27 protein-coding genes are annotated in these 24,849 nt (G+C 71.3%); 14 read left to right on the top strand and 13 right to left on the bottom strand.

What is annotated here, in order from left to right; all coding sequences use genetic code 11:
* On the top strand, positions 1–618 hold a 618-nt coding region (locus tag FLW16_RS36610; RefSeq protein WP_142565302.1), incomplete at its 5' end, for an AAA family ATPase.
* Positions 619–992: 374 nt separating this feature from the next.
* Positions 993–1,928, top strand: a complete 936-nt coding sequence (locus FLW16_RS36605; protein WP_142565300.1) for a TIM barrel protein — start codon at positions 993–995, stop codon at positions 1,926–1,928.
* 15 nt (positions 1,929–1,943) lie between these two features.
* On the opposite strand, the gene FLW16_RS36600 is transcribed toward FLW16_RS36605, so the two are convergent.
* Positions 1,944–2,810: an A/G-specific adenine glycosylase gene (locus FLW16_RS36600; protein WP_139577616.1), complete on the bottom strand. Its 867-nt coding sequence runs from the start codon at positions 2,808–2,810 to the stop codon at positions 1,944–1,946.
* A gap of 268 nt (positions 2,811–3,078) precedes the next feature.
* On the opposite strand from FLW16_RS36600, the gene FLW16_RS36595 reads away from it, so the two are divergent.
* Entirely contained in the window at positions 3,079–3,780 is a 702-nt protein-coding gene (locus FLW16_RS36595) for a hypothetical protein (RefSeq protein WP_142565298.1), read from the top strand.
* A 6-nt stretch (positions 3,781–3,786) separates the two neighbouring features.
* On the opposite strand, the gene disA is transcribed toward FLW16_RS36595, so the two are convergent.
* From disA to FLW16_RS36560, 7 genes are all read right to left on the bottom strand, one after another.
* A complete protein-coding gene (gene disA, locus FLW16_RS36590; protein ID WP_142565296.1) occupies positions 3,787–4,875 on the bottom strand; it encodes a DNA integrity scanning diadenylate cyclase DisA in 1,089 nt (362 codons plus the stop codon).
* Positions 4,876–5,070: 195 nt separating this feature from the next.
* Positions 5,071–6,507, bottom strand: a complete 1,437-nt coding sequence (gene radA / locus FLW16_RS36585) for a DNA repair protein RadA (RefSeq protein WP_142565294.1) — start codon at positions 6,505–6,507, stop codon at positions 5,071–5,073.
* A 63-nt stretch (positions 6,508–6,570) separates the two neighbouring features.
* Positions 6,571–7,209, bottom strand: a complete 639-nt coding sequence (locus tag FLW16_RS36580) for an SRPBCC family protein (RefSeq protein ID WP_142565292.1) — start codon at positions 7,207–7,209, stop codon at positions 6,571–6,573.
* Positions 7,206–7,619: a helix-turn-helix transcriptional regulator gene (locus tag FLW16_RS36575; RefSeq protein ID WP_142565290.1), complete on the bottom strand. Its 414-nt coding sequence runs from the start codon at positions 7,617–7,619 to the stop codon at positions 7,206–7,208. The genes FLW16_RS36580 and FLW16_RS36575 overlap by 4 nt, the downstream gene beginning before the upstream one ends.
* Before the next feature lie 71 nt (positions 7,620–7,690).
* Positions 7,691–8,005, bottom strand: a complete 315-nt coding sequence (gene trxA / locus FLW16_RS36570) for a thioredoxin (protein ID WP_030512307.1) — start codon at positions 8,003–8,005, stop codon at positions 7,691–7,693.
* Positions 8,002–8,382, bottom strand: coding sequence for a MerR family transcriptional regulator (locus tag FLW16_RS36565; protein ID WP_142565289.1), 381 nt, complete (start codon positions 8,380–8,382; stop codon positions 8,002–8,004). Before FLW16_RS36565 ends, trxA begins: the two co-directional genes overlap by 4 nt.
* A gap of 68 nt (positions 8,383–8,450) precedes the next feature.
* Positions 8,451–9,149 (bottom strand): class I SAM-dependent methyltransferase, encoded by a 699-nt coding sequence (locus FLW16_RS36560; RefSeq protein WP_142565287.1) that lies wholly within the window; start codon positions 9,147–9,149, stop codon positions 8,451–8,453.
* 163 nt (positions 9,150–9,312) lie between these two features.
* Here FLW16_RS36560 and FLW16_RS36555 point away from each other — a divergent pair, with 163 nt between their 5' ends.
* The 7 genes from FLW16_RS36555 to FLW16_RS36525 all read left to right on the top strand — a co-directional run bounded on the left by FLW16_RS36555 (position 9,313) and on the right by FLW16_RS36525 (position 16,597).
* Positions 9,313–10,128 (top strand): sugar phosphate isomerase/epimerase, encoded by an 816-nt coding sequence (locus FLW16_RS36555; RefSeq protein WP_142565285.1) that lies wholly within the window; start codon positions 9,313–9,315, stop codon positions 10,126–10,128.
* A complete protein-coding gene (locus FLW16_RS36550; protein WP_142565284.1) occupies positions 10,125–10,895 on the top strand; it encodes a class I SAM-dependent methyltransferase in 771 nt (256 codons plus the stop codon). The genes FLW16_RS36555 and FLW16_RS36550 overlap by 4 nt, the downstream gene beginning before the upstream one ends.
* Before the next feature lie 18 nt (positions 10,896–10,913).
* Positions 10,914–11,531, top strand: a complete 618-nt coding sequence (locus tag FLW16_RS36545; RefSeq protein ID WP_221891459.1) for a TetR family transcriptional regulator — start codon at positions 10,914–10,916, stop codon at positions 11,529–11,531.
* Positions 11,532–11,756: 225 nt separating this feature from the next.
* Complete coding sequence (locus FLW16_RS36540) at positions 11,757–13,856, top strand: (Fe-S)-binding protein (RefSeq protein ID WP_142565282.1); 2,100 nt, start codon at positions 11,757–11,759, stop codon at positions 13,854–13,856.
* A 159-nt stretch (positions 13,857–14,015) separates the two neighbouring features.
* Entirely contained in the window at positions 14,016–14,855 is an 840-nt protein-coding gene (locus tag FLW16_RS36535; protein WP_142565280.1) for a hypothetical protein, read from the top strand.
* On the top strand, positions 14,852–15,931 hold the full coding sequence (locus FLW16_RS36530) for a glycosyltransferase (RefSeq protein WP_142565278.1): 1,080 nt from the start codon (positions 14,852–14,854) through the stop codon (positions 15,929–15,931). Before FLW16_RS36535 ends, FLW16_RS36530 begins: the two co-directional genes overlap by 4 nt.
* A 105-nt stretch (positions 15,932–16,036) precedes the next feature.
* Complete coding sequence (locus FLW16_RS36525; RefSeq protein WP_260615983.1) at positions 16,037–16,597, top strand: hypothetical protein; 561 nt, start codon at positions 16,037–16,039, stop codon at positions 16,595–16,597.
* Positions 16,598–16,601: 4 nt separating this feature from the next.
* Here FLW16_RS36525 and FLW16_RS36520 read toward each other — a convergent pair whose 3' ends face one another.
* Positions 16,602–16,985 carry an STAS domain-containing protein gene (locus FLW16_RS36520; protein WP_142565276.1) on the bottom strand — a complete coding sequence of 128 codons (384 nt, stop codon included), beginning with the start codon at positions 16,983–16,985 and terminating at the stop codon, positions 16,602–16,604.
* A 111-nt stretch (positions 16,986–17,096) separates the two neighbouring features.
* On the bottom strand, positions 17,097–18,173 hold the full coding sequence (locus tag FLW16_RS36515; protein WP_221891458.1) for a PP2C family protein-serine/threonine phosphatase: 1,077 nt from the start codon (positions 18,171–18,173) through the stop codon (positions 17,097–17,099).
* A gap of 81 nt (positions 18,174–18,254) precedes the next feature.
* On the opposite strand from FLW16_RS36515, the gene FLW16_RS36510 reads away from it, so the two are divergent.
* Entirely contained in the window at positions 18,255–18,536 is a 282-nt protein-coding gene (locus FLW16_RS36510) for a metal-sensitive transcriptional regulator (RefSeq protein WP_142565274.1), read from the top strand.
* Positions 18,537–18,668: 132 nt separating this feature from the next.
* On the opposite strand, the gene FLW16_RS44115 is transcribed toward FLW16_RS36510, so the two are convergent.
* Complete coding sequence (locus FLW16_RS44115) at positions 18,669–18,830, bottom strand: hypothetical protein (RefSeq protein WP_167538777.1); 162 nt, start codon at positions 18,828–18,830, stop codon at positions 18,669–18,671.
* A 174-nt stretch (positions 18,831–19,004) separates the two neighbouring features.
* Positions 19,005–20,453, bottom strand: a complete 1,449-nt coding sequence (locus FLW16_RS36505; RefSeq protein ID WP_185949751.1) for a hypothetical protein — start codon at positions 20,451–20,453, stop codon at positions 19,005–19,007.
* Positions 20,454–20,792: 339 nt separating this feature from the next.
* Here FLW16_RS36505 and FLW16_RS36500 point away from each other — a divergent pair, with 339 nt between their 5' ends.
* A complete protein-coding gene (locus FLW16_RS36500; protein WP_142565272.1) occupies positions 20,793–22,037 on the top strand; it encodes a mannosyltransferase family protein in 1,245 nt (414 codons plus the stop codon).
* A gap of 26 nt (positions 22,038–22,063) precedes the next feature.
* Positions 22,064–23,041, top strand: a complete 978-nt coding sequence (locus FLW16_RS36495) for an endonuclease/exonuclease/phosphatase family protein (RefSeq protein ID WP_142565270.1) — start codon at positions 22,064–22,066, stop codon at positions 23,039–23,041.
* On the opposite strand, the gene FLW16_RS36490 is transcribed toward FLW16_RS36495, so the two are convergent.
* Complete coding sequence (locus tag FLW16_RS36490) at positions 22,947–23,477, bottom strand: gamma carbonic anhydrase family protein (protein ID WP_142565268.1); 531 nt, start codon at positions 23,475–23,477, stop codon at positions 22,947–22,949. The genes FLW16_RS36495 and FLW16_RS36490 overlap by 95 nt on opposite strands.
* 151 nt (positions 23,478–23,628) lie before the next feature.
* Here FLW16_RS36490 and FLW16_RS36485 point away from each other — a divergent pair, with 151 nt between their 5' ends.
* On the top strand, positions 23,629–24,726 hold the full coding sequence (locus FLW16_RS36485; RefSeq protein WP_185949750.1) for a hypothetical protein: 1,098 nt from the start codon (positions 23,629–23,631) through the stop codon (positions 24,724–24,726).
* The last annotated feature ends 123 nt before the right edge of the window (positions 24,727–24,849 follow it).

Below are 24,849 nucleotides of genomic sequence, written 5' to 3'. Positions count from 1 at the left end.
ATCTTCAACTCGCTGCTGCAGATCCTGGAGGACGGTCGCCTGACCGACGCCCAGGGCCGGGTGGTGGACTTCAAGAACACCGTCATCATCATGACGACCAACCTCGGCACCCGGGACATCTCCAAGGGCATCGGGGTCGGGTTCGCCCGCGCCAACGACACCGAGTCGAACTACGACCGGATGAAGTCGAAGGTCCAGGAGGAGCTCAAGCAGCACTTCCGGCCGGAGTTCCTCAACCGTGTCGACGACATCGTGGTCTTCCACCAGCTCACGCCCAAGGAGATCATCCAGATCGTGGACCTGATGCTCGCCCAGGTGGCCGAGCGCCTCAAGGACCGCGACATGGGCCTGGAGCTGACCCCGGCCGCCAAGCAGCTGCTGGCCGACCGCGGGTACGACCCGGTGATGGGCGCCCGTCCGCTGCGCCGCACGATCCAGCGGGAGCTGGAGGACACGCTGTCGGAGAAGATCCTCTACGGCGAGCTGCGGCCCGGCCAGGTCGTCAAGATCGACATCGAGGGCGAGGGCGACGCCGCGAAGTTCACCTTCACCGGTGAGGCGAAGAGCCCGGCGGTCCCGGACTCGGCGGCCTCCATCGCCGAGGCGGTCCAGCGCTGACCCGCCTGCGATAACCCGTTCCACCCGAGGGGCGCTCCGTGAGGAGCGCCCCTCGGCGTTTTCCGCCGTACCTCGGTCACGGTGCGGTCACCTTCCTGCCGAGAAGGCGAGAACCGGTATCACGCCACCGGACGTAGTACTACACTTTGTAGAGTCCGTTCGCGGTATGCCATGAGCGCGGGTGGGCGGCATGTCATCCCTGCGGCGTACCGGACAATCCGCTGCGGGGCGGACGCGCAGGACCGGGCGCACGGGGGAAGCTCGGTCCGCCCGGGAGGGATCCCGGCGGTAGGAGGACCGGAGTCCCATGCGGTCGGGACACGCCCTGTGGGCGAATTGGCGGTCCGGAAGTGCACAAGCCTTGGAGGCACCTGATGCGCCTGTTGCACGACGACGGGACGCTGGTTCACCTGGCCTACAACGCGGGCGTACATCCCGCCGAGGACCTGGAGAACCTGATCGCCCACCTCACGCGCTACGCCGTGCCGGTGCGCAGGAAGCTGGGAGTCGACCGGCTGGGCGTCGGTCTGTGGCTCGCCCCCGCCGTGGCGGACCATCTCATCGCCGATCGCATCGAGCTCGTACGGCTGCGCCGGTCGCTGGAGGAGCGCGGCCTGGAGTGCGTCAGCCTGAACGGCACCGGCGGGCGGAACCAGGAGGTTCCCGGCCCCGACTGGGCCAAGCCCGAGCGCTACCGCTACACCATGGCACTGGCCAAGATCCTCGCGTTCCTGCTGCCGGACGACGTCCAGTCGGGCAGCATCTCCACGATTCCGATCGGCTGGCGCCGCGACTGGCCCGCCGACCTGCACGCCATCGCCTCCCGCCGGCTCGAGCGGCTGTCGCGTGAGCTGCGCGGCCTCTACAGCGTCACCGGCAAGATCGTCAGGGTCGGCTTCGAGCCCTGGCCGGGCTGTGTGCTGGAGACCACCGAGCAGGCCCTTGAGCGGGTCTGCGACATCGACTCCGATCACCTCGGCGTCTGCCTGGACGCCTGCCACCTGTCGTGTGGCGCCGAGGAGCCCGACGCGGCACTACGCGGCCTGGCTCTCGCCGGGGCTCCCGTGGTCAAGCTCAGCCACGTGCACAACCACAGCCAGGAGATCCCCAGCACCCAGCCGGTGATCGCCGACACGCTCACCGCGATCCTGTCCGGAGCGGTGAACGGCACCGCGCACGTCGAGGTGGAGGCCCACGACCTGACCTCCCCCAAGGCGAAGGGGCCCGCCGCCCTGGTGGCGAAGCTCGCCGACGAGCTCGACTGGACCCGCCGCAACCTCACCGCGCTCGGTCTCAAGCTCGCCGCCTGACGGGCGCCTCAGGCGTCAGGAGGGCAACTGGTAGGTGCCGTCGGGGAGGACCTCGGCCAGGCCGTCGTCCAGGAGGCCGTCCAGTGCGCGCTCGCGCTGCACGTGGTCGGCCCAGACGGCGTCCAGCGCCTCCTTGGGGACCGGCCCGTGCGCCTCGCGGAGCACGGCGAGCAGGCGTCCGCGGCACTGCCGGTCGGTCCCCGCGTACGTCTGGCCCTGCCGCGCCGGGCCGTCGTGGGCCGGGCGCCCGGCCAGCCGCCACGCGCACTGCGCGGTGACCGGGCAGCGCTCGCAGCGGGGCGCCCTGGCCGTGCACACCAGCGCGCCCAGCTCCATCACGGCCACGGCCCAGCGTGGCGCGCCCACCGGGGGCACCAGCGACTCCGCGAGCCGCCGCTCGGCCGCCGTGGGCGCCTTCGGCGGATACTCCTCGCCGCGCACCGCTCTGGCCAGCACCCGCCGCACGTTCGTGTCCAGCACCGCGTGGCTGCCGCCGTACGCGAAGCTGGCCACGGCCGCCGCCGTGTAGTCGCCGATCCCGGGCAGGGCCCGCAGTTCGTCGTAGGTGGACGGCACGCGGCCGCCGTGGTCGGCCGTGACGGCCCGGGCGCACGCGTGGAGGTTGAGCGCCCTGCGCGGGTAGCCGAGCCGCCCCCAGTGGCGTACGGCCTCTCCGGGGGACTCCTTGGCGAGCGCCTCGGGGGTGGGCCAGCGCTCCATCCACTCGGTCCACACGGGCAGCACCCGGGCGACGGGCGTCTGCTGGAGCATGATCTCGCTCACCAGGATGCCCCACGGGGTCGCGTCGGGGCGCCGCCAGGGCAGATCGCGGTTGTGCTCGGCGTACCAGTCGAGGATGGGCTCACGCAGGGAGGCGGACACGCCCCCGACTGTACCGAGCGAGCCGGAGGGGCGCGCCGGTGTCTGGACTGAGGAGTGCGCGGGAGCGAAGCGACCAAGCACGACGAGGGAAGACAGCGGATAAGAGCGCCCCGACGAGCGAAGCGGGAAACACGAGCGAGCCGGAGGGGCGCGCCGCCGCGCGTACGGCGCCCGATTGCGCAAAGACCCGGCGAGGCTGTGATCTGGAGAAGGACAAGGTTCAGCGAGGCGTTTCCTCTGGCCCGCCAGGGCTCTCCATACTGTGCGTATGGATCCGGACACTTTCCGTGGTGACGTGGGCGTCGAGGGGGCGGACGTCTACTGGCGCCGCCGGGTGTCGGTGCTCACGGGGATGCTCGTCGTGGTGGCGGTCGTGGCATGGGCGTGCAGCAGCGCCTCCGGACGGCCGGACGAGACCGCCGCCGCCGTCAAGGCGACGCCCTCCGACCGGCTGGTCGTCTCGCTGCCCGCCGGGCTGGCTCCGAAGACGCCCGCCGTCTCCGGCGCCGCCGTCCCGGGGCAGCCGTCGCCGTCCGCTTCCGCGGGCGTCTCGCCCTCGCCCGGCAAGCCGCGGCGCCCCGGCGACCCCTGCGACGAGAAGGACCTCGTGCTCGCGTTGCAGACCGGCCAGGACGTGTACGGCAAGGATGTCACGCCGACCTTCCTGCTGACGGTGGTGAGCACGAACAAGGTCGAATGCACGGTGGACGTCGGGCCGCGCACGCTGGAGATGCGGGTGCTGTCGGGTGGCGAGCGTGTATGGTCGACGGCCGACTGCGTGGCGGGCGACGGCGTGGACAGGCAGTTGCTGGAGCGCGGCATCCCCTACGTCCGCTCGATCCGGTGGGACCGCCACCGGTCGGGGAGCACGTGCGCCGGCAAGCGGTCGCCCGCCGACCCCGGCACGTACGTCGCGACCGCGCATTCGGGCCGGCTGAAGAGTCCGAAGGTCGTCTTCCACCTGCGCTGACGAGACCTACAGGTAGCGCTCCAGGATGGACGACTCGGCGAGCCGGGACAGGCCCTCGCGGACGCTGCGCGCCCGGGTCTCGCCCACGCCGCCGACGGCCTGGAGGTCGTCGGTGCTGGCCGCGAGCAGCTTCTGCAGGCCGCCGAAGTGGCTCACGAGCCGGTCGACGATCGCCCCGGGCAGGCGGGGGACCTTGGTGAGCAGCCGGAAGCCGCGGGGGCTGACCGGCGTGTCGAGCGCGTCGCCGCCGTGGTGGCCCAGAATCTGCGCCACCTTCGACAGGTCGAGCAGGTCGCCGGAGGACAGCTCGTCCAGCTCCCGCATGGCGTCGGCGTCCCCGTACGGCCGCGCGCCGAGCGAGCCGGGCGCGTAGTCGCGGATGATCTGCACGCGATCGGTCTCCACGCCCGCGAACAGCTCGTCGAGCTGGAGGGACAACAGCCGCCCGTCGGTGCCGAGCTCGACGACGTATCCCTCGATCTCGCGGGCGATGCGGCGGACCATCTCCAGGCGCTGGACGACGACGGCCACGTCGCGGACCGTCACGAGGTCTTCGATCTCCAAGGCCGACAGGTTGCCGGAGACCTCGTCGAGCCGCTTCTTGTAGCGTTCGAGCGTCGCCAGGGCCTGGTTGGCCTTGGACAGAATCGCTGCCGACTCCTCCAGCACGTGACGGATGCCGTCGAGGTAGAGCGCGATGATCCGCATCGACTTGCTGATCGCGATGACCGGGAGCGAGGTCTGCCTGGCCACCCGCTGTGCGGTGCGGTGCCGGGTGCCGGACTCGTCGGTGGGGATGGCCGGGTCGGGCACGAGGTGCACGGCGGCCCGCACGATCCTGAGGTGGGCCGTGTCGAGCACGATCGCGCCGTCCATCTTGGCCAGCTCGCGCAGGCGGGTCGCGGAGAACTCGACGTCGAGTGCGAACCCGCCGGTGCAGATGTCCTCGACCGTGCGGTCGTACCCGAGGACGATCAGGCCGCCGGTGTGGCCGCGCAGGATGCGCTCCAGCCCGTCACGCAGCGCCGTCCCCGGGGCGAGCGCGGCGAGCACGGCCCTTCTGCGGTCGTCGATCGCCTTGTCGTTGTCCAGCACATGCACCCCAGTGGGCTCGCCCGGTCGTTATCCGTCAGATCGTCTTCCTACCGATCCCTTGTCGCGGCGAGATCCGCGAGGCGCTCCGCGGACGCCCTGTGAAGCCCCTCGGGGGCGCGGGGGCGAGGCCACGGCCGACGGGGCAGGCAACAGAGTTTACCGGCGTGACGCCGTGCTCACCGGTGTGACGACGGATCACCTCGCCGACCTCATGAGGTTGAGCGCGTCCCACACGTTCTCCACCTCGGTGACCTCGAAGCCCGGCGCGAACGGCGTCGTGCGGCCGGTCGGCGAGCGCAGCGCCACGAGCCGGCCGCGGCTCGCCGACGCCTCCAGGCGTGGGCCTTCCTCCTCCAGCGAGCCGGTGGGCACCAGTGCCCTGGTGAAGCCGAGCCGGGCCGCCTCGGCCAGCCGCCGCCGGACGTCCCGCACGGGCCGCAGCTCGCCGGCCAGGCCGACCTCGCCAAGCGCGACGAGCCCGGGGGGCAGTGCCTGGTCACCGGCCGCGCTGACGACCGACAGCATCAGCGCGAGGTCCACGGCGGGGTCGGTCAGGCGGATCCCGCCGACGGTGGCGGTGAAGACGTCGCACTTGCCGATCTTGGCGTTGAGCCGCCGCTCCATGACGGCGAGCACCATCGCCACCCGGTAGGAGTCGAGGCCGGAGGATGTGCGGCGGGGCTGGGGAGCCTCGGTCGGGCCGACCAGGGCCTGCAACTCGGCCGGGATCGGCCGGGTGCCCTCGATGGTCACGGTGACGCAGGTGCCCGGCACCGGCTCGGGATGGCGGGAGACGAACAGCCCGCTGGGGTCGGTGATCCCGGTGATGCCGCGCTCGTGCAGGTCGAAGCAGCCCACCTCGTCGATCGGGCCGAACCGGTTCTTCACCGCGCGCACCATGCGCAGCCGCGAGTTGCGGTCGCCCTCGAAGTGGAGCACGACGTCCACCAGGTGCTCCAGCACCCGGGGCCCGGCGATCGTGCCGTCCTTGGTGACGTGGCCGACGAGCACCGTGGACATGGCCCGCTCCTTGGCGAGGCGGACCAGGTTGCCGGCGACCTCCCTGACCTGGGTCACGCCGCCGGGCACTCCGGTCGCGTCGGCCGAGCCGATCGTCTGGACCGAGTCGACGATGAGCAGGCTCGGCTGCACCTTCTCGACGTGCGCCACCAGGGCCGACAGGTCGGTCTCCGCAGCCAGGTAGAGCCTGTCCTCGATCGCGCCGATGCGATCGGCGCGCATGCGCACCTGGGCGGCCGACTCCTCGCCGGTCACGTAGAGGACGGTCTCGCCGCTCGCGGTGCGGGCGGCGGCCTCCAGCAGCAGCGTCGACTTCCCGATGCCCGGTTCTCCCGCCAGGAGCACGACCGCGCCCGGGACGAGGCCGCCGCCGAGCACGCGGTCGAGCTCGGGGACTCCGGTCGTCCGCGAGCTGACGACCTCGGCCTTCACCTGGCCGATCGGGACGGCGGGGGCGGAGACCGCGCCCGGCTTGACCACGTGGACGCCCTGCCGGGCCCCGGCCTCCTCGACCGTGCCCCACGCCTGGCACTCCCCGCACCTGCCGACCCACTTGACCGTGGTCCAGCCGCACTCGCCGCACCGGTACGCCGGTTTCGCTGCCTTGCTCACGTGCGGGAGGTTACCGGCCGCCGCCGACAATCCCTGCGGGAAAGCGGCGGCAGGGCGGAGAACTCAGCCCTCCGGCTTCTCCGGCACGTAGAAGGCGGTGGTGCCGGCGACCGCGGCGGTCACCACGTCGTCTGGCGCGCCGGAGGCCCGGTATGCCTCGCCCCACAGGTCGCTGCTGAGCCTCATGAGCTCGCGTGCCTCCTCCGACTGCTCCCACGCCGAGGGGTCGTCGAGCATCTCGCCGCGCAGGTGCAGTCCGAGCCCGAGCACCGCCAGGTCCCAGCCGACGCCCGTGGCCCCAGGTCCGAACCGGTCCCAGAACTCCGGCGGCACCACGGCGACGTGCTCCAGTTCGAACACGGTGCGGCCGTCGCCCTCCGCACTCAGCCGCACCTCGACCTCGCTGAAGCCGGGGTTCTCGCCGAAGAGCCAGCTCACCCGCAGCAGCCGGGGCGGCTCGCACCGCAGGATCTCCCCGCCCGCGTTGCCCTGGAGCTGGTAGTGCCCGCCGAGCTTCAGCTCGCCGCTCACCGGGAGGAACCAGCGGCTGATCCGTTCGGAGTCGGTGCAGGCGTCCCACACGTCCTCGATGCCGGCGTCGTAGGTGCGCCGCAGCAGCACCGTACGGGCCTCGCCTTCCGGCAGGTCGCGCGCGCCGACCGCGCGGTGTACTCGGTTGATCTGGTCGATGAAGTCGCTCATGGCCGCTCTTCCTCGTCGGTTCGTCCGTCGTGGACTGCGTGATGGGCAGCGTGATGGGCATCGCCGCCGCCGTGCCGCCGTCCGAGTCGCCGCTCCCGCCTGCCCCGCGCCAGTTCGGTGCCGAGGGCGTCGAGCCGCTGCTCCCCCAGGCCGCGGAACCGCTCCAGCCAGGCGTCGACCTCCCGCAGAGGCTCGGGTTCCACGGCGTACAGCCGCCGCGTGCCCTCGGCCCGTACGGACGCCAGTCCCGACTCGCGGAGCACTCGCAGGTGCTGGGAGATGGCCGGCTGTGAGATCCCGAACTCGGCGCGGATGACGGAGGTGAGCGCCCCCGACGTCTGCTCGCCTTGGGAGAGCAGCTCCAGGATCCGGCGTCGCACCGGATCCCCCAGCGCGTCGAATGCGTGCACGCGCCCACTATGCCGAGAGCCGCTTATAAAAGTCAACGCTTATATAAGCGGCCCTCGGCGGACGGACGTGACTAGAAGTGGCCCGCGAGGTCGGCGAGCAGCAGGCGCTTGGGCTTGGCGCCCCTGATCTGCTGGACGATCTCGCCGTCCCGGTAGAGGTTCAGCGTGGGGAAGCCCAGGACGTTGTAGCGCTGGGCGATCTCGGGGTGGTCGTCGGCGTTGATCTTCGCCACGGTGAGGCGGTCGCCGTACTCCGCGGCGATCTCCTCCAGGATCGGGGCGATCATCTTGCACGGCGGGCACCAGTCGGTCCAGAAGTCCACCAGCACGGGCTTGTCGCTGTGCAGCACCTGCTCGTCGAAGTTCTCCGCGGTCAGCGTGATCATGACTCTCCTCGTCGTGTCAGCAGGCAGCCGGGGCAGGCGTCGGCGAACTGGGCGGCCACCTCCGAGCGGCGCGCCAGCAGGTCGCGGATCTGCCGGTCGATATCGGCGAGCTTGCGCCTGTAGACGGCGACCGACTCGGGGCAGGAGCCGCCGGACGGGTGTCCGGACCGCAGGCAGTCCACGAACGGGCGGGCGTCCTCCAGCGTGAAGCCGACCGACATCAGCTCCCGGATCTCGCTGACGATACGGACGTCCGACTCGTCGTACTCGCGATATCCGTTCGCCGAGCGGCGCGACCGGATGAGCCCCCGCTGCTCGTAGTAGCGCAGCGCTCGGGTGCTCACTCCCGCACGCCGGGCCAGCTCGCCGATCCGCATCGGCCCCTCCTCGGCTGTCCTGGAGACGACGGTAAAGCTTGACGCCGGTGACAAGGTCAAGCCCGGATTCAGAATTCCCGCCACCTCAGGACGTTCGGGTAGTCGATCTCCAGCCCCTCGATCTCCCGCAGCGCCTCGCCGGCCACCTCGGGCGTGAACTCGATGCGCAGCACCGCCTCCAGGTCGGCCCTGGAACGGAACGTCATCCGCAGGTCCAGTTCCTCGCGCCGCCAGCCCTGCCGGGACCAGAAGCGTTCCACGGCCTCGGGGGAGTAGGACGGCAGCGACCGGCGGAACCAGCGGCCGAACGCCCCGCGCGAGGCGTCGACGTCCACGACGAAGGCCGCGCCGCCCCGGCGCAGCACCCGCCCCAGCTCGCGCAGGCCGGGCTCGCAGCCGGGCCCGAAGAAGTACGCCCACCGCGCGATCGCCACGTCGGCCGACGCGTCGGGGAGGGGCAGCGCCTGCGCGGTGCCCGTACGCACCGAGACGTTGGGCAGCGACGCGCAGCGGGCGGCGGCCTGGGCGGTCAGGCCGCCGTGCGGCTCGACGCCCACGACCCGCCCGGCGGACGCGGCGAGCGCGGGCAGGTGGAAGCCGCTGCCGCAGCCGATCTCGACCACGGTCGCGCCGTCCCAGGGCCGTACGGCCCGCATCGCCGACTCGGCCGCGCCCGCGGGTCCCACGGCGAGGTTCTCCAGCTCGTAGATCTGGGGAGTGTTCCAGATGTTCGGACTGGGTACGGCCCCGCTCACGATCCGTGCCATGCACCCCACATTAGTTCGCGACCTTGGGTAGTTGATTGTGGCGAAGCGGCGCACGGCGCGGGTGCGGCTTAGGCTGGATCCGTGAACGGGCGCAGGGAGCGAACGGACGGCCACGGCCACGGGACTGGAACGTGCCCGCGGGCCGCCAGGGGAGGCTGGCCTCATGAGTGACATCCGCGTGCCCAGCGGCAAGGTGGCGCTGTCGACGGCGTCGGTGTACCCGGAGCGTACGCCGGACGCCTTCGAACTGGCCGCCCGGCTCGGGTACGACGGCGTAGAGATCATGGTGGGACAAGACCCGGTCAGTCAGGACGTCGAGGTCCTCCAACGGCTGCGCGACCACTACCAGATCCCGATCCTGGCCGTGCACGCGCCATGCCTGCTGGTGACCCAGCGGGTGTGGGGCCGCGACCCCTGGCTGAAGCTGCGCAGGGCCCGCGAGGCGGCCGAGCGGCTGGGCGCGCAGACCGTCGTCGTCCACCCGCCCTTCCGCTGGCAGCGCGACTACGCCAAGGAGTTCGAGAAGGGCCTGGCCAGGATGCGCGAGGAGACCGACGTCGTCTTCGCGGTGGAGAACATGTTCCCGCTGCGGGCCAGAGGCAACGAGGTCGTGCCGTACGCGCCGGACTGGAACCCCGTCGACTACGACTTCCCGGACGTGACGCTCGACCTGTCCCATACGGCGGTGTCCGGATCCGACGCGATGGAGATGGCGACCAAGCTGGGCGAGCGGCTGGCCCACCTGCACCTGGCGGACGGGGTGGGCACCACCAACAAGGACGAGCACCTGGTGCCCGGCCGGGGGACGCAGCCCTGCGGGCCCATCCTGGAACGCCTGGCCGGCAACGGTTACCGGGGCCTGATCGTCCTGGAGATCAACACGCGCAAGGCCACCAGCCGCAGCGAGCGGATCGAGGACCTGACCGAGGCGCTCGCCTTCGCCAGGCTCCACTACGCCGCCTCGTCCACGGCCTCATGAACGAGCGGCTCGCGGACAGCCACCGGGTCTTCGACCGCGTCTCCCAGGAGTACGACGCGGCGAGACCGCACTACCCGGAGGCCCTCTACCTCGCGCTGGAGACCCTGTCGGGGGTCCGGCTCTCCGGGGCGACCGTGATCGACGTCGGGGCGGGCACGGGCATCTCGACCCGCGGCCTGCTCGACCGCGGCGCCCGGGTCGTCGCCGTGGACCGCGGCGAGCGGATGCTGGCCCGGCTGCGCGCCCGCACGGCCTGCCCGGCTCTGCTGGCCGACGGGAACGACCTGCCCTTCCGCGCGGGCGCGGCCGACCTCGTGACGTACGCCCAGTCGTGGCACTGGCTCGACCCGGCGCTGTCGGTGGCCGAGGCCGTACGCGTGACCGGGGACGCCGGCGCGGTCGCGGGCTGGTGGAACTCCGTGGATCCCGGCAAGGCGGACTGGCTGGCGGCCAACCAGGTGCGGCTCGCCGAGTCGTGCCCCGGCTACATCGGGCCCGTGCTGCCCGGGTGGAGCATGCCGCCGATCGCCGCGGCCATGTCCGACGCCGGTCTCGTCGTGGCGAAGACCTGGGTCGACTGGACCAGGTCGGTATGGCTGGAGGACTTCCTGACCGACCTGCGCTCCCACTCGTACATGGCGAGGATGGAGAGCGACGTGGTGACGGAGCTGCTCGCCCGGGAGCGCGCCGAGCTCGGCCGGGTCTTTCCCGACGGGCGGCTGACCGTCCCCATGCGCGTGTATCTTGCGGTGGGCCGCAGGGGCTGAGCTGGAGCGGGGAGCGACGTGACGACGGAGGTGCCGGAGGTCTCGGGCGGCAGGCGGCGACCGGGGCGGCCACCCGGCCGGCGTCCGGGCGCGGCGGACACCCGCGGGGAGATCCTGGCCGCGGCGCGCAGGGTCTTCGCGGAGAAGGGGTTCGACAAGGCGACGATCCGCGGCATCGCCCGGGAGGCCGGTGTCGATCCGGCTCTCGTCCACCACTACTTCGACAGCAAGGAGGGGATGTTCGTCGCGGCCATGCGGCTGCCGATGGACCCCTCGTCGGCGCTTCCCCTCATCCTGTCCGGGCCGCGTGAGGAGGTCGGCGAGCGCCTCGTCCGCTTCATCCTGACGATGACGGCGGACCCGGCGGCCAGGGAGCCGCTGCTGGGACTGGTGCGGACGGCGATGGTGAACGAGCAGGCCGTCGGCATGGTCCGGGAGTTCTTCACGACGGCCGTGCTCGGCCGGGTGGCCGAGACGCTGGACGTTCCGCCGCTGCGGATGGAGGCGGCCTTCGCGCAGTTGTTCGGCGTGGTGATGACGCGGTACATCCTCAGGCTCGAACCGATGGCCTCCGCCGACGTCGAGGAGATCGTCGCGCTGCTCGGCCCCACCGTGCAGCGTTACCTGGGCGGATAGATTACGAGCGCCCCTCTCATATCCTGTTATAGAGCTTTGTTCTAGTATCGTGCCGTCGGCGGGAAACGCAGTGACAAGCGCCACTCGCCGAGCGTGACCCAGGATAAGTTACTCGCCGGTACCATTCGGGAAGCGTAGGCGTTATCCACAGGGCGGGACTCCACCGCCCACGCGAGGGCGCCGCGCACCTACGCTGGCCGCCGACGTTCGATATGGGAGGGACTCGTGCTCTGGGTAGCGATTGTGGGCCTCGTCGCGACCGCCGTGGCGGTCGCACTGGCGGGCCGTCGCGTGCTGTTCCTCTACCGGCTCGCCACCAGCGGCCAGCCGGCCCCGGAGCGGATCGAGTACGCCAAGGAACACGCCGGCGCCGAGATCAAGGCCCAGCTGGTCGAGGTCTTCGGCCAGCGCAAGCTGCTGAAGTGGACCCCGTCCGGCACCGCCCACTTCTTCGTCATGTGGGCGTTCTTCATCCTGCTGACGGTCTACATCGAGGCGTACGGCGCGATCATCCAGGGAGCGATCACCGGGCACTCGGACTTCCACATCCCGCTCATCGGGACCTGGCCGGTGCTGGGCTTCCTGCAGGACTTCATCGCGGTCGCCTGTCTGCTCGGGCTGGTCGCGTTCACCGCCATCCGGATCAAGAACTCGCCGAAGAAGCTCGGGCGCGGCTCCCGTTTCTCCGGTTCCCACCTGGGCGGGGCCTGGCTGGTCCTGTTCATGATCTTCAACATCATCTGGACGCTGTTCCTCGCCAGGGGCTCCGCGGCCGCCAACGGCAACTTCCCCTATGACTCGGGCGCCTTCGCCAGCCTGGCCATCGGGAAGATCCTGCCGCACAGCGAGCTGCTCGAGCAGATCGCCCTCCTGCTGCACATCGGCCTCATGCTGGTGTTCCTGGTCATCGTGGTGAACAGCAAGCACCTGCACATCTTCACCGCGCCGCTGAACGTGCTGTTCTCCCGCCGTCCCGACGGGCTGGGCCCGGCCCAGCCGATGCGCAGCGGCGGCAAGGTGCTCGACTTCGAGGAGGCCGACCCCGAGGTCGACGTGTTCGGCCGCGGCAAGATCCAGGACACGACCTGGAAGGGCTTCCTCGACTTCTACACCTGCACCGAGTGCGGCCGCTGCCAGTCGCAGTGCCCGGCCTGGAACACCGACAAGCCGCTGTCGCCCAAGATGCTCATCCTCGACCAGCGCGACCACGCCTTCGCGGTCGCGCCGTACCTGCTGGCCGGGGAGAAGGAGAAGGAGAGCTTCTCCGAGGACGTGCTGGCCCTGCTCGACAAGCCGCTCGTCGGCGAGGACGGGGTCATCCACCCCGACGTCCTGTGGTCGTGCACGAACTGTGGCGCCTGCGTCGAGCAGTGCCCGGTCGACATCGAGCACATCGACCACATTCTCGACATGCGCCGCTACCAGGTGATGATCGAGTCGTCGTTCCCGTCCGAGGCGGGCGTGATGCTCAAGAACCTGGAGAACAAGGGCAACCCGTGGGGCATGTCCGAGATGAAGCGCGCCGAGTGGATCGAGGAACTCGACTTCGAGGTCCCGATCGTCGACGAGAAGATGCCCGAGGACGTCGAGTACCTGTTCTGGGTCGGCTGCGCCGGCGCGCTGGAGGACCGGGCCAAGAAGACCACCAAGGCCGTCGCGGAACTGCTGCACATCGCCGGGGTCAAGTTCGGCGTGCTCGGCCCGATGGAGGCCTGCACCGGTGACCCGGCCCGCCGCCTGGGCATGGAGTTCCTCTTCAACATGCTCGCCCAGCAGAACATCGAGACGCTCAACGAGGCCGGGGTCAAGAAGATCGTGGCCACCTGCCCCCACTGCTTCAACACCCTCGCCAACGAGTATCCGCAGCTCGGCGGCACCTACGAGGTCGTGCACCACACCCAGCTGCTGGCGCATCTGGTCGAGGAGGGCAGGCTCACCCCGATCACTCCGATCGAGGAGAAGATCACCTACCACGACCCGTGCTTCCTCGGGCGGCACAACAAGGTCTACGCGCAGCCGCGCGACATCATGGCCAAGGTGCCGGGGGTCCAGGCACAGGAGATGCACCGCTGCAAGGAACGCGGATTCTGCTGTGGCGCCGGCGGCGCGCGCATGTGGATGGAGGAGCGCATCGGAAAGCGCATCAACACCGAGCGCGTGGACGAGGCACTGACCACCGATCCCGACACCGTCTCCACCGCCTGCCCGTTCTGCCTCGTGATGCTCGGCGACGCGATCAACGAGAAGAAGAACGCTGGTCAGGCCAAGGAGTCGCTGGAGGTCGTGGACGTCGCCCAGCTCCTCATCAAATCCATCAAGGGGTAAAGCAAACTTTGCCGAGATCGTGAACTATTTGTGGAAATCGCCGGTCAAGGCGATGGAATGAACCGTGTTTCACGGAAGAGTGACAAAGGCTTTCTCCACATAACAGGAAAATCACGGTAACCTCAACGTTGGCTCAATCGACGGGGAGGGGGCTGGACGGTGGGTGTGGTCGTCATCGACGCGGAGGTCACCCTGGCGGACGTCCTCTCCCTGCGTCTGTCCATCGCCGAGCCGCTGGCGGACGGCACCCGCCTGGTCCTGCGGCGGCGGGGCACGGGTGAGGAACGGCGGGTGACGCTCGGCGCCTCCGGCGGGCGTACGAGGGACGCCAGCGTCGCGGTCTCCCTCGCGTCCCTCGACCTCGGTCCCGGCCGCTGGGACGCCTACCTCGAACAGGACGGCGTCCGCGCCCGCATCCAGAGCGCCGATCCCGGGTTCTCGCTCGACCGCCTCGACGCGTACGCGCTGGGCCGCCGGACGCTGGCCTACCGGGCCTACCGCACGCGCAACGGATTCCTGGCCCTGAAGATAGATCCGGCGGAGCCGGTCGCCGACGTCCGCGCGGTGTGGTTCCGCGAGGGGCGGTTCGAGGTGACCGGGTTGCTGGCCTACACCGGCCTGGACGACGACGACCAGCACCGCCACGCCACGCTCGCGCTGCGTCACAGCGATCCGGACCACGGCGATCCGGGCCACAACGATCCTGGCCCCGACGATTCGGCCGCGACCGTGCGGGTCGCCGCCACCGTCCAGGGGGTCCGGTTCCACGCCGCGCTCTCGCTGTGCGACGTGCTGGCCGCCACCCCCGACTCGCAGGGCTCCTGGGAGCCCTACCTGGAGGTGGACGGCCTCGACCGCGCGCTGCCGCTGGGCGCCAGGCTCGACGACGTCGAGGGCAAGCGCCGCCGCGTCCACTATCCCCACGCGCTCGTGGACGGCGTGCCGATCCGGCCCAGCTTCACGTCGGGCGACGAACTGCTCCTGGAGGTGGGAGCGTGAGGATCGCGTTCCTGCTCCCCTCGGCGTACGGCATGCGCGGTGACGTGCGGGCGATGCTGAACCTCGCGGGAGGGCTGGCCTCACGGCACGACGTGGAGGTGGTGAGCGTCCGGCGCACCAGGGAGACGCCGTTCTTCCCGGTCGACCGCCGGGTGACGCTGCGCTGGCTCGTGGACGCCCGGCCCGGTGTCCATCACCTGCTGCCCCGGGGACAGGTGCGCACCGAGGTGGCGCTCTGGCGCATGCTGCGCGGTCTGCACGCCGACGTCCTGATCACCACCCGGCCGTCGCTGAGCGTGCAGGCCGCCAGGTATGCGCCGCGAGACGTCGTCCGCATCGCGCGGGAGTGGAGCAGGCCGTCGGTGCCCGGCCCGGTGCGCCGGTTCTATCCCCGCCTCGACGCCGTGGTGGCGAGCACCGCCGGCCGGCGGGACGAGTGGGTGCGGCTGCTCGACGACGACCTGTCGGTCCACGTCATCCCCGACGCCCTGCCCGGGACGCCCTGGCCGCGCTCCCGCATGGACAACCGGATCGTCAGCGCCGGGGGCAGGCTGGTGCCCGGCAAGTCGTACGACCAGCTCGTGCGCGCCTTCGCGATCGTCGCCGACAAGCGGCCCGACTGGCGGCTGCGGTTGTACGGCGGGGGCCCGGAGGAGCGGCGGCTGCGCGCCCTCGTCCGCGACCTCGATCTGCACAACCACGTGTACTTCATGGGCACCACGCCCGACCTGCCCGGCGAGTTCGCCAAGGCGTCCATCGTCGCGGTGCCGGCGCGGCACGAGGTGCTGGGCATGACCGTCATCGAGGCGCTGAGCTGCGGGGTGCCGGTCGTGGGCTTCGCCGGATCCCGCGGGCCCGCCGAGTTCCTCCGTCCGGGCCGCGACAGCGTGCTGGTCCAGGAGGGGGAGGGCGGCGACGCCGAGTCGCTCGCCTGCGCGCTGCTCACCCTCGTCGACGACGAACGCCGCCGCATGAAGCTGGCGGCCGGGGCGCTGGAGACCGCGTCCGCCCACGCCGCGCCGTCCGTCGCGGTCCGTTGGGAGGAGCTCATGTACGGCCTGCGCTCCCGCCCCTGACCCGTCACGTCCGTCAGTGGATCACAACCGGATCACAAGGGCCTGTCGTGATGCTGCTGAAGACTCCGGAGAAACGATGATCGTAGAAATCGGGAGGGAAGCGGCATGACGAACACGGCTGTGCGTCTGGGACGTTCGGCGATGGTGACGGCGCTCGCCGTGGGCGTCGCCCTGGGCGTCTCACTGGGCGGCGCGACGTCCGCGAGCGCGGCGGAGAGCACGGCGGAGAGCACGGCGGGCAGCGCGTCCGCGAGCGCGGCCGTGCGGCTGGGGCCGTACGGCTACGGCGCCGTGAAGCTGGGGATGACCGCCAAGCAGGCCCAGAGGACCGGCAAGATCGTAAAGAAGCTCGGCGGCGAGGGCTGCACCGGCTGGGACCTGAAGGCGCACCCGACCCCCAAGGACAGGGTCGGCCTGTTCATCTCGAAGAAGCTCGGCGTGGCCGCGATCTTCGCGTTCAAGGGGGCAAGGACTCCGGAGGGCGTCGGGATCGGCTCCACCATGAAGCAGCTGAAGAAGGCCTACCCTCACATCGAGACTCCCGCAGGCGGTTTCCCCGTCGCCGCGGTCCCCGGCAATCGCAAGGCCGCCTATTACTTCCTGCTGTCCCACGGCAAGGTGTACGAGATGGCCCTGACCCTCAAGAACCAGGACTGCTTCAACTAGGGATTCAGTCGCCGGGCTCGCCGAGGTAGGCGGCGGCGGCGCCGACGGAGTCGTGGATCGGCAACTCCGTGTCGAGGCCGGTGATCCTGAGCATCCGGGCGAAGCGCCCGTGGGCGCCGCTGAGCGCCAGGCGCCCGCCGGCCGCCCTGACGGCGGTCAGGGCTCCCATGAGGACGCTCAGCCCGGTCGAGTCGCAGAACTTGAGCCCCTCGGCGTCGATCACGATCCGGGGCGGCGTGCGCAGCCCGACGGCCTCGGCCAGACAGGCGCGCAGCGAGTGTGCGGAGCCCAGGTCCAGGTCGCCGAACATCCGGATGACGACGACGTCCTCGTCGAGCACGGTGAGCATGGAGAAGGTGTCGGGCTGTCCGTGCCTTCCCGGTTCCACTCGTGCTCGCCCCTGCTCGCCTGGCCCTGCCGTCCGGCCGTCGCCTCACGACCCGCCGGAGCTGCTGTCCGTCAATGATTGCACATGGCAAATGATGCCCGGGCCAGACCGTCAGGGCCGTTCCCTGCGGACGAGCAGCATGGCGGCGTCGTCCGGGACGGGCCCGCCGACGTGCGCGACCAGGTCGCGTTCCAGCAGGTCGAGAGCGTCCTGCGGGTCGCGGGACCGCAGCAGGCGGGGCGCCCGGTCCTCCAGAGGATAGAAGGCTCCGCTCCGGTCGCGTGCTTCGTACACGCCGTCGGTGTAGAAGAGGATCTGGTCGCCCTCACGGAACGCGCGCCCGTACGGCTCGGGGCCGGTGGGGGCGAGCGCGACCAGGCCGAGCGGCGGCGCCTCCTCGCCCGGTTCGAGCCGGTGGACACGGCCGTCGGACGTGAGCAGCAGAGGCGGCGGGTGGCCGTAGTTGAGCAGCGAGATCTCGTCCTCGCGCACCTCCGCGAGCACGGCGGTCACGAACTTCTCCCCGCCGAGTCGCCGCGCGAGGTGGTCCTCCAGGGACCGGCCGACGGCGGCGAGCGTCGGCTCGTCGTAGGCGGCCTCCCGGAAGGCGCCGACCACCGAGGCCGCCGTCTCCACGGCCTCCAGGCCCTTGCCCTGCACGTCGCCGACGATCAGCCGGATGCCGCAGGGTCCCCTGGTGATGTCGTACAGGTCCCCGCCGATGCGGGCCTCCACGGTTGCGGACGTGTAGGACAGGGCGATGCGCAGATCGCCCGTGTGGCGGGGCACCGGGCGCAGCAGCACGCGCTGGACCGCCTCGGCGACGAGGCGGACGTTCGCCAGCGTGCGTTCGCCCTCGGCCCGGAGCCGGCACGCCAGTACGGCGGCCGCGGTGACCCCGACGATCGCGACCAGCGTGATCGTGATCAGCGGGCCGCCGAGCAGGTGGTCGTGGTAGGCCAGTGGCACGGACAGGACGAGTGCGACCAGCCCGGCCAGCGCCGTGTGGCGCGTGCCGCCCGTCACCGCGGCGAACGCGGGCCCGAGCGTCAGCAACGGCAGCAGGCCCAGGGCGGGCCCGGCGAGCAGGTCGAGCACCACCACCGCCGCCATGGCGGCGAACGGCAGCGTACGGAGGACAGCCTGGGTTCCCATCCGCGACTCCAGCGTCGCTACGAGCCGGTTCATGGATGCATTCCCGGGACCGCCCGCCCTACCCGCCGTATCGGGACGGCGACGCAGGATACCGGTAACGGGTATCGTTGAAGGATGCACGGGTACAGCGGGGACAAGCAGGCCTACCTCACCCGCCTGCGCCGGATCGAGGGACAGATCCGGGGACTGCAGCGGATGGTGGACGAGGAGGCCTACTGCATCGACATCCTCACTCAGGTCTCGGCGGCCACCCGCGCCCTTCAGGCGGTGGCGCTCGGTCTGCTGGAGGACCACATCGCCCACTGCGTCGCCGACGCCGTCAAGAGCGGAGGCCCGGAGGCCGACGAGAAGCTGAAGGAGGCCTCGGCGGCCATCGCCCGGCTCGTCAGGTCGTGACGCCTGTTCGTCACCGCCTGTCGGTGCCGGCCTGCCGTTGATCGCCCGTCCGGGCGGCCGGACGGATCATCGCGGTTGAGCGACCGTCCCGGGCCCACCAGATGCCCGGGACGGTCCATGCTCTCAGTGCCTTCAGCGGCTCGCCGAAGTCCGCAATCCGAGCGCGTTGTCGAGCTCTTCCAAGGTCAGTCGGTTCTCCGTGATGTTCACGGCCTCCAGCACCTCGGCGTAGAGCGCGATTTCGTCCAACGCGACACGGTCGTGGACCCGAGAGTCCAGGTCGTCGTGCCCCACCGCGTCGTCCTTCCTTCCGCAGCCCACACCCATCACGAGGTTACGTCCGGGTACCCTGCCGCGACATGGCCCATCGTGACCATTCCGACCCGCACCCCTCGTCCCTCCGGGACCATTTCCCCGATACCGAGATCACAATTCGATGAAAAAGACGGTCATGGGGGGAAGGGATTGCTAAAGCGGAGGTAAGGACGAAATATCCGAATTGGATGTTTCGAACAGCCAGCCGCCGGACTCGTCCAGGTCGGGCTTGCGCCGCTCCGCCGCCTCCTGCGGGCGCGGGTCGTCCCGCTGGTGGATGAGGCACTTCACGACCGCGGAGCATACCGCGAAGCCCTCGGGCGGCGCGGGCATGCCGGTCAGGGCGCACCAGGCCAAGCCGGTCGCGTACGCGGAGCCGAGCAGGGCGGCGGCCGTCTCCCGGTCGGGCGGGACCAGCCCCGGCGGCAGTTCGCCGCCGGCCGGCCAGCAGCCCCGCAGCGGGTGGGCGGGCTCGGCGAGCGCGAGATAGAGAGCCTGCCGGAGTTCGTCGTCCATCCACGGATAGAGCGCGGTGACCACCTGCGCGGTGCGCGAGCTGCCCGGCGCCGCCCAGGCGGGCTCGGAGACGCCGCACACGCCCGCCACGTCGGCGGCGAGCAGCGCGGCCGCCACGGCCCGCGGATCCATCCCGCGTGCGGCCGTGTAGCCCAGGGCCTCGATCAGGTCGTACAGGGTGTGCCGGAAGTGCTCGCCCGGCGCCCATTCGGGGAGCGTGGCCGGGACGAGGTGCGGCGGGCAGCGCGACAGCCAGGCCTGCCGTACGGCGCCGCCCGGCATGGCGTGCTGGTCCAGCCAAGGGCTGCCGAGCAGCGGCTCGGCCATCGCTATCAGCGCGTCGGCGCGCGGGCGGAACCGGGGGTCGGCGCGCAGCACGGTGGCGGTCTCGGCCATCAGCCCGGCCAGGCGCAGCCCCGCCTCCCGCGCGCCGGAGCGCATCCGCTCGGCGTAGAGGGCCACGAGCGCGTCGAGCGAGCCCATGGGCAGCCAGCGCACCCAGTCGTCCCCGGGCAGCGGCCGGGCCAGGAACTCGCCGAACATCGACAGCATGACCTCGTTGCCGTCGAAGGCCGGCGCGTAGGCGCACCACATGATCGTGCCCCACACGGCGGCCACCGTCGCGGCCACGTCGCGGGCGAAGATCTGCTGGTAGACGCTGCCCGCGAGGGGGAAGTCCTCCCGGCGCAGCCCGCGGTGGGCGAGCAGCAGCGCGCGGAGCCGTTCGGTGATCTCGTGGGGGACGTCCGGGCCGACGAACCCCTGGGTGGACCCGCGGTCGTACGCGAAGTCGGGGCCCGGGGGGATCAGCGCGGGCGGGATCGCCACGCCCGGCGGACTCGGCCGTGCGCCGGAGCGGACGGCCGGATGCAGCGGGGGAGCCGACAGGTGCCAGCGGCCGTCGACGCGGTCGAGGCGATACCAGCGGGCGTGCGCGCCGAACAGCCACCGGGCGCCGTCCGGGGTGACCAGCGCCCGCTGAGCCAGGGTGTGCGCCCGGGTGACGGGGGGAAGCAGCGTCCACCGAGGGTCGCCGACGACGGCGCGCACGTCGCGCTCCATCATCGTGAACCCGTCCCAGTACACGCGGCAGTGACCTCCGTCCTCGGAGAGGACGGCTTCTCGCTTATCCCGGTCGAAGCCGGAGTGGGCGACGGCCAGGTCCTGACCGATGCCCCTCCGGGGCACACGATGCCGGGACGAACTCCGGCGGTCCCCTCGCTGGATCCGATGGTAGCTCGCCGGTCCCGGAGGCGGCGGGAGCGCGGGTGCGGTGGAGACAGGGCGCGGCGGAGACCGCCGGTGAAAGTTTCACGCGTCGGGAGGCGTTGAGCAGCACATATGCGTATTTCTTCGGGTTGGGGGGTATCTCGGGGGGTGCCGGCCACTTGGCATGGGCTGCCGTGGCGTATTCCATAGGTGCTCGTGACGGAGATCCAGCAGGCCGGGGCCGCCCGTGAGCGGGGTGCGGACGAGGCATCGGAGAAGATGGCGCCCGTGGACACCTCTGGCGGGACGGCGACCGGTGAGCAGACGGGGCCGCTCTCGGGCCGGAGACGCTGGGCGATGTGGTGGCTCGGCCACTCGCCCGACCGCACGGCCCTGCTCATCTGGTTCTTCTGGCAGATCGCCTCGTACATCTATCTGATCCTCGCGGCGCCCGGCCGTACGGAGGACGCGATCCTCGACCGGTTCAACCGGTATGACTCCTACAACTTCATGGACATCGCGAAGTACGGCTACGACGGCCGGCCGGACGACCCGGACGCGCCGCGGCTCGTCGCCTTCTTCCCGGGTCTGCCGCTGCTGCTGCGCTCCCTGCACGTGTTCATCCCGGACCTGAGGCTCGCCCTCGTCCTGATCTCGCTCGTCGCGAGCGCCGTCGTGGCGGTGGCGCTGTCGCGGCTGAGCGAGTCGTACCGGGAGGGCAGCGGCCCCTGGGCCGTGCTGGCGTTCTTCCTCAGCCCGTTCGCGGTGTTCCTGCTCGCCGGCTACACGGAGGCGCTGTTCCTCGCGCTGGCCATCCCCGCGTGGCTGCTGGCGCGCCGGGGCCGGTGGGAGGCCGCCGCCGTGTGCGCCGCATTCGCGTCGTCCATCCGGATCACCGGGCTGTTCCTCGCCTTCGGCCTGCTCGTGCAGTTCCTCGTCTCGCGCGACGGGCTGCGTGCCCCGAGGGGATGGCGGAACGCGCCGTGGCTGGTGCTGCCGGGGGTGCCGGTGCTGGCCTACATGATCTATCTCTGGCACCGCACCGGCGACCTGATGGCCTGGAAGGCGGCGGAGGCGCAGTATTGGGGCCGCTATCCCGTGGCGCCCTGGAACGTGTTCATCGACACCTGGCACAGGTCGCTCAACGAGCCCGTCCTGGCGACGTCGTACCGCGAGGAGATCCTGTCGGCGCTCGTGCTGGTCCTGCTGATCATCGCGCGGCTGGTCCGGCGCAACTGGCCCGACGTCGCCTATCTGGCGCCGCAGGCGGTGGCGTTGCTGGCGATGTCGTCGTTCTACATGTCCGTGGGCCGGGCGTCGCTGCTGTGGTGGCCGCTCTACATCTCCGTCGGCGTCGTCGGCAGCCGAAGGCCCTGGGTCATGATGGCCTATCTCGCGGTCGCCGCGCCGGTGTGGGCAATCAATGTAGGAAATTTCACCACAGGCGCCTGGATTGGTTGATCCACCTCTGACTAGCTTCGCCACGTATGGGGGCATTTGTCGCAGGAGTGGCGGTCGTTGCGCTTGTGGTGGCCGGTCTGCCATCGGCGGCCGACACCTACCGGGTGAACGTCCTCACCTACAACGTGTGCGCGGCGGGCAACAGCGCCGGCACCTGCGTACGCGACCTCACTCCCGGGCACCGCAGGACCTGGGCCGGGCAGGTCTCCGCGCTGATCCGGTCGAGGGACGTGGACGTCGCCTCGTTCACCGAGATGTGCTATGCCCAGGTGGGCCTGCTCCGGCGTGAGCTGCCCGGCTACCGCCTGGTCTGGTACGGCTACGCGAAGGGCGGCGGGCCGGGCCGCGAGGACCGGTGCCGCACGTTGTGGAGCGACCTCACCCCGGACACGGCCCCGCCGGACGGCAAGACCTTCGGCATGGCGCTGGCGCTGAAGAACGGCGCAGAAGGCCCGCCGATGCGGCGGCTGCTGCGCGCCGACCACGCCCCGGCGGTGCCGGGTGAGACGATCCATCCGCGCGGCCTGCTGTGCGCCACCGGCCGGGTCGGCCCGCGCCGCTCGGTCTGCTGCGTGACCCACATCTCCGACACCGAGACCCCGCGGCAGGTCACCGGGCTGGTGTCGACGTACGCCGGGAACGCCCCGGTGATCCTCACCGGCGACTTCAACCGCGAGCCCGGCCACGACCAGCTGACCGAGGTGTACGGCATGGGCCTGGGCGAGGGCGGCTACACCGAGGCCGACGCCGAGGCGTGCGGGGTCGCGCGCCGGGGCGGCGAGCCCACCACGCGCGGCGGCCGGAAGATCGACTACATCTTCGCGACCGAGGCCGACTACCGCCCGGGCGGAGCCGAGGTCGTCGAGACCGACCCGGAGCTGTCCGACCACCTGGCGCTGCTCGGCACGCTCATCGGGACCGAACCGAGGCCGCGGCGTGACGGCGGGCCTTGGCGAGGTAGTTGTCCGGCGTGCGCGCGAAGGAGGCGCGGTCGTCGTCGGTGAGCTCGCGGACGACCTTTCCGGGCACGCCCGCGACCAGCACGCCCGCCGGGATGCGGCGGCCGGGCGGCACGACGGCCCCGGCCGCGATCAGGGACCCGGCCCCGACGACGGCCCCGCCGAGCACGACCGCCCCGATGCCCACGAGGGCGCCGGTCTCGATGTGCGCGCCGTGCACCATCGCCCGGTGGCCGAGACTCACCCGGTCCTCCAGGATCGCGGGCTCACGGGGATCGGCGTGCAGGCAGCACAGGTCCTGGATGTTGACCTCGGCGCCGACCTCGATGCGCTCGTCGTCGCCGCGCAGCACGGAGCCGTACCAGACGTTCGCGCCGCGTCCGAGCCGCACTCTCCCGACGACCACCGCCCCCGGGGCCACCCATGCCTCGGGATGGATGATCGGCGTGGCGTCGTCGTCCAGGTCGGCGATGTACGGCATGGGGCAATGATCCCACGAGCGCAGGTCGGGCCCGATGCGGCGTCCGGTTTCGCCGGCCGCTCGAGGCGTTCAGGTTGCGATGTGCGACGGATAGCAGGAAAGTCGTGTCCTGGCTGCGTTACCGTCGTTATCTCCAACCCCAGGGTTTCTCATGACGAATCAGACCGACAACTTCCCCGACCTGATGAGTGACGACTCCTTCGAAGTCGTGATGCGTGGGTACAGCCGCAGGCAGGTCCACGACTACATGGTCCGGACCCGCAACCAGATCCGGGACCTGGAGGAACGGCTCGCGCGCACGATCGACCAGGCGGAGCAGAGCCGCCTGGAGCTGGCCGACGCGCGGCGGAGGATATCGGAGTCGCCGCAGAACCCCGACGAGCTGGGGGAGCGGCTGAGCCAGATACTGAAGCTGGCGCAGGAGGAGGCGGCGGCCAACAAGGAGGCGTCCGAGGCGGAGGCCAGGAGGCTGCGCGAGACCTCGGCTGCCGAGGCCGAACGGCTGGTGACGTCGGCGCGTGAGCAGGCCGACGCGATCAGGGCCGCCGCCCAGGAGGAGGCCGAGCGCCGCGTCGCCGACGCCACCGCCACGTCGGAGCGGCTGCTGGCGCAGGCGGGCGCGGACGCGGAGGAGACGCTGGGCACGGCCCGCGCGGAGGCGGACGAGACCCTGCGCTCCGCCCGTGCGGAGGGGGAGCGCCAGCTCACCGCCGCCCGGATGGAGGCGGAGCGGCTGCTCGTCGAGGCGCGCGGGCAGGCCGAGGCCATGCTGGCGGCGGCGCAGCAGCGGGTGAACGCGCTCGACGAGCACACCGGCCGCCGGGTGGCCTACCTCACCGACACCCACGCGGAGGTCGTGCGCCGGCTCAACGAGATCGGCTCGGTGCTCGGCGACCTGATGCACCGCGAGACCGCGGCCGGCCCGCTGATCGACGAGGCCGCCGTGCTGCCGCCAGCGCCGCAGGTGCACGCCATCGCCGCGGGCGCGCCGGACCAGTACGATCAGCCGCACGAGCCGGTCGAGGACTCGCGGCAGGCCCTGGAGGCCGCGCCGTCCGGGCACGAGGCGAATGACGCCGCCACCGGTCAGGGGCGGATGGACGGCGACGAGGACGACGCGGTCCTGATCGTGGACGACGGACGCCACGAGAACGGTCACGACGTGACATCGTCGCCCGAGGACACCGACATCAACCTCGGCCGTGTGCGGCGTCCCATGCCGGACGGGGAGTCGGTCGCCAACACGTGAGCCGGCACGTGCGCCCGTCCGTGCCGGCGACCGCGTGGCTGTGTGACCGCGTGGTCGTGCGACGGAGCATGTGAGGACTGGTAGCGGAAGCCCCCGCCCCCGATCGGGTCGGGGGCTTCCGCG

Origin of the sequence: Microbispora sp. KK1-11 (assembly GCF_006874435.1) — a bacterium.
In the GTDB taxonomy this organism is placed as follows: domain Bacteria; phylum Actinomycetota; class Actinomycetes; order Streptosporangiales; family Streptosporangiaceae; genus Microbispora; species Microbispora catharanthi.
This window is presented reverse-complemented; position numbering and strand designations above follow the sequence as displayed.

Bases quoted from the DNA above. Each gene is read 5' to 3' on its own strand.
- FLW16_RS36595 (WP_142565298.1), top strand. From the start codon at position 3,079: ATGGATCCGGACACTTTCCGTGGTGACGTGGGCGTCGAGGGGGCGGAC.
- FLW16_RS36510 (WP_142565274.1), top strand. From the start codon at position 18,255: ATGCACGGGTACAGCGGGGACAAGCAGGCCTACCTCACCCGCCTGCGC.
- FLW16_RS36555 (WP_142565285.1), top strand. From the start codon at position 9,313: ATGAGTGACATCCGCGTGCCCAGCGGCAAGGTGGCGCTGTCGACGGCG.
- FLW16_RS36525 (WP_260615983.1), top strand. From the start codon at position 16,037: ATGACGAACACGGCTGTGCGTCTGGGACGTTCGGCGATGGTGACGGCG.
- FLW16_RS36565 (WP_142565289.1), bottom strand. From the start codon at position 8,382: ATGCGGATCGGCGAGCTGGCCCGGCGTGCGGGAGTGAGCACCCGAGCG.
- FLW16_RS36485 (WP_185949750.1), top strand. From the start codon at position 23,629: ATGACGAATCAGACCGACAACTTCCCCGACCTGATGAGTGACGACTCC.
- FLW16_RS36560 (WP_142565287.1), bottom strand. From the start codon at position 9,149: ATGGCACGGATCGTGAGCGGGGCCGTACCCAGTCCGAACATCTGGAAC.
- FLW16_RS36490 (WP_142565268.1), bottom strand. From the start codon at position 23,477: ATGCCGTACATCGCCGACCTGGACGACGACGCCACGCCGATCATCCAT.
- trxA (WP_030512307.1), bottom strand. From the start codon at position 8,005: ATGATCACGCTGACCGCGGAGAACTTCGACGAGCAGGTGCTGCACAGC.
- FLW16_RS36605 (WP_142565300.1), top strand. From the start codon at position 993: ATGCGCCTGTTGCACGACGACGGGACGCTGGTTCACCTGGCCTACAAC.
- FLW16_RS36495 (WP_142565270.1), top strand. From the start codon at position 22,064: ATGGGGGCATTTGTCGCAGGAGTGGCGGTCGTTGCGCTTGTGGTGGCC.
- FLW16_RS36580 (WP_142565292.1), bottom strand. From the start codon at position 7,209: ATGAGCGACTTCATCGACCAGATCAACCGAGTACACCGCGCGGTCGGC.
- FLW16_RS36550 (WP_142565284.1), top strand. From the start codon at position 10,125: ATGAACGAGCGGCTCGCGGACAGCCACCGGGTCTTCGACCGCGTCTCC.
- FLW16_RS36515 (WP_221891458.1), bottom strand. From the start codon at position 18,173: ATGAACCGGCTCGTAGCGACGCTGGAGTCGCGGATGGGAACCCAGGCT.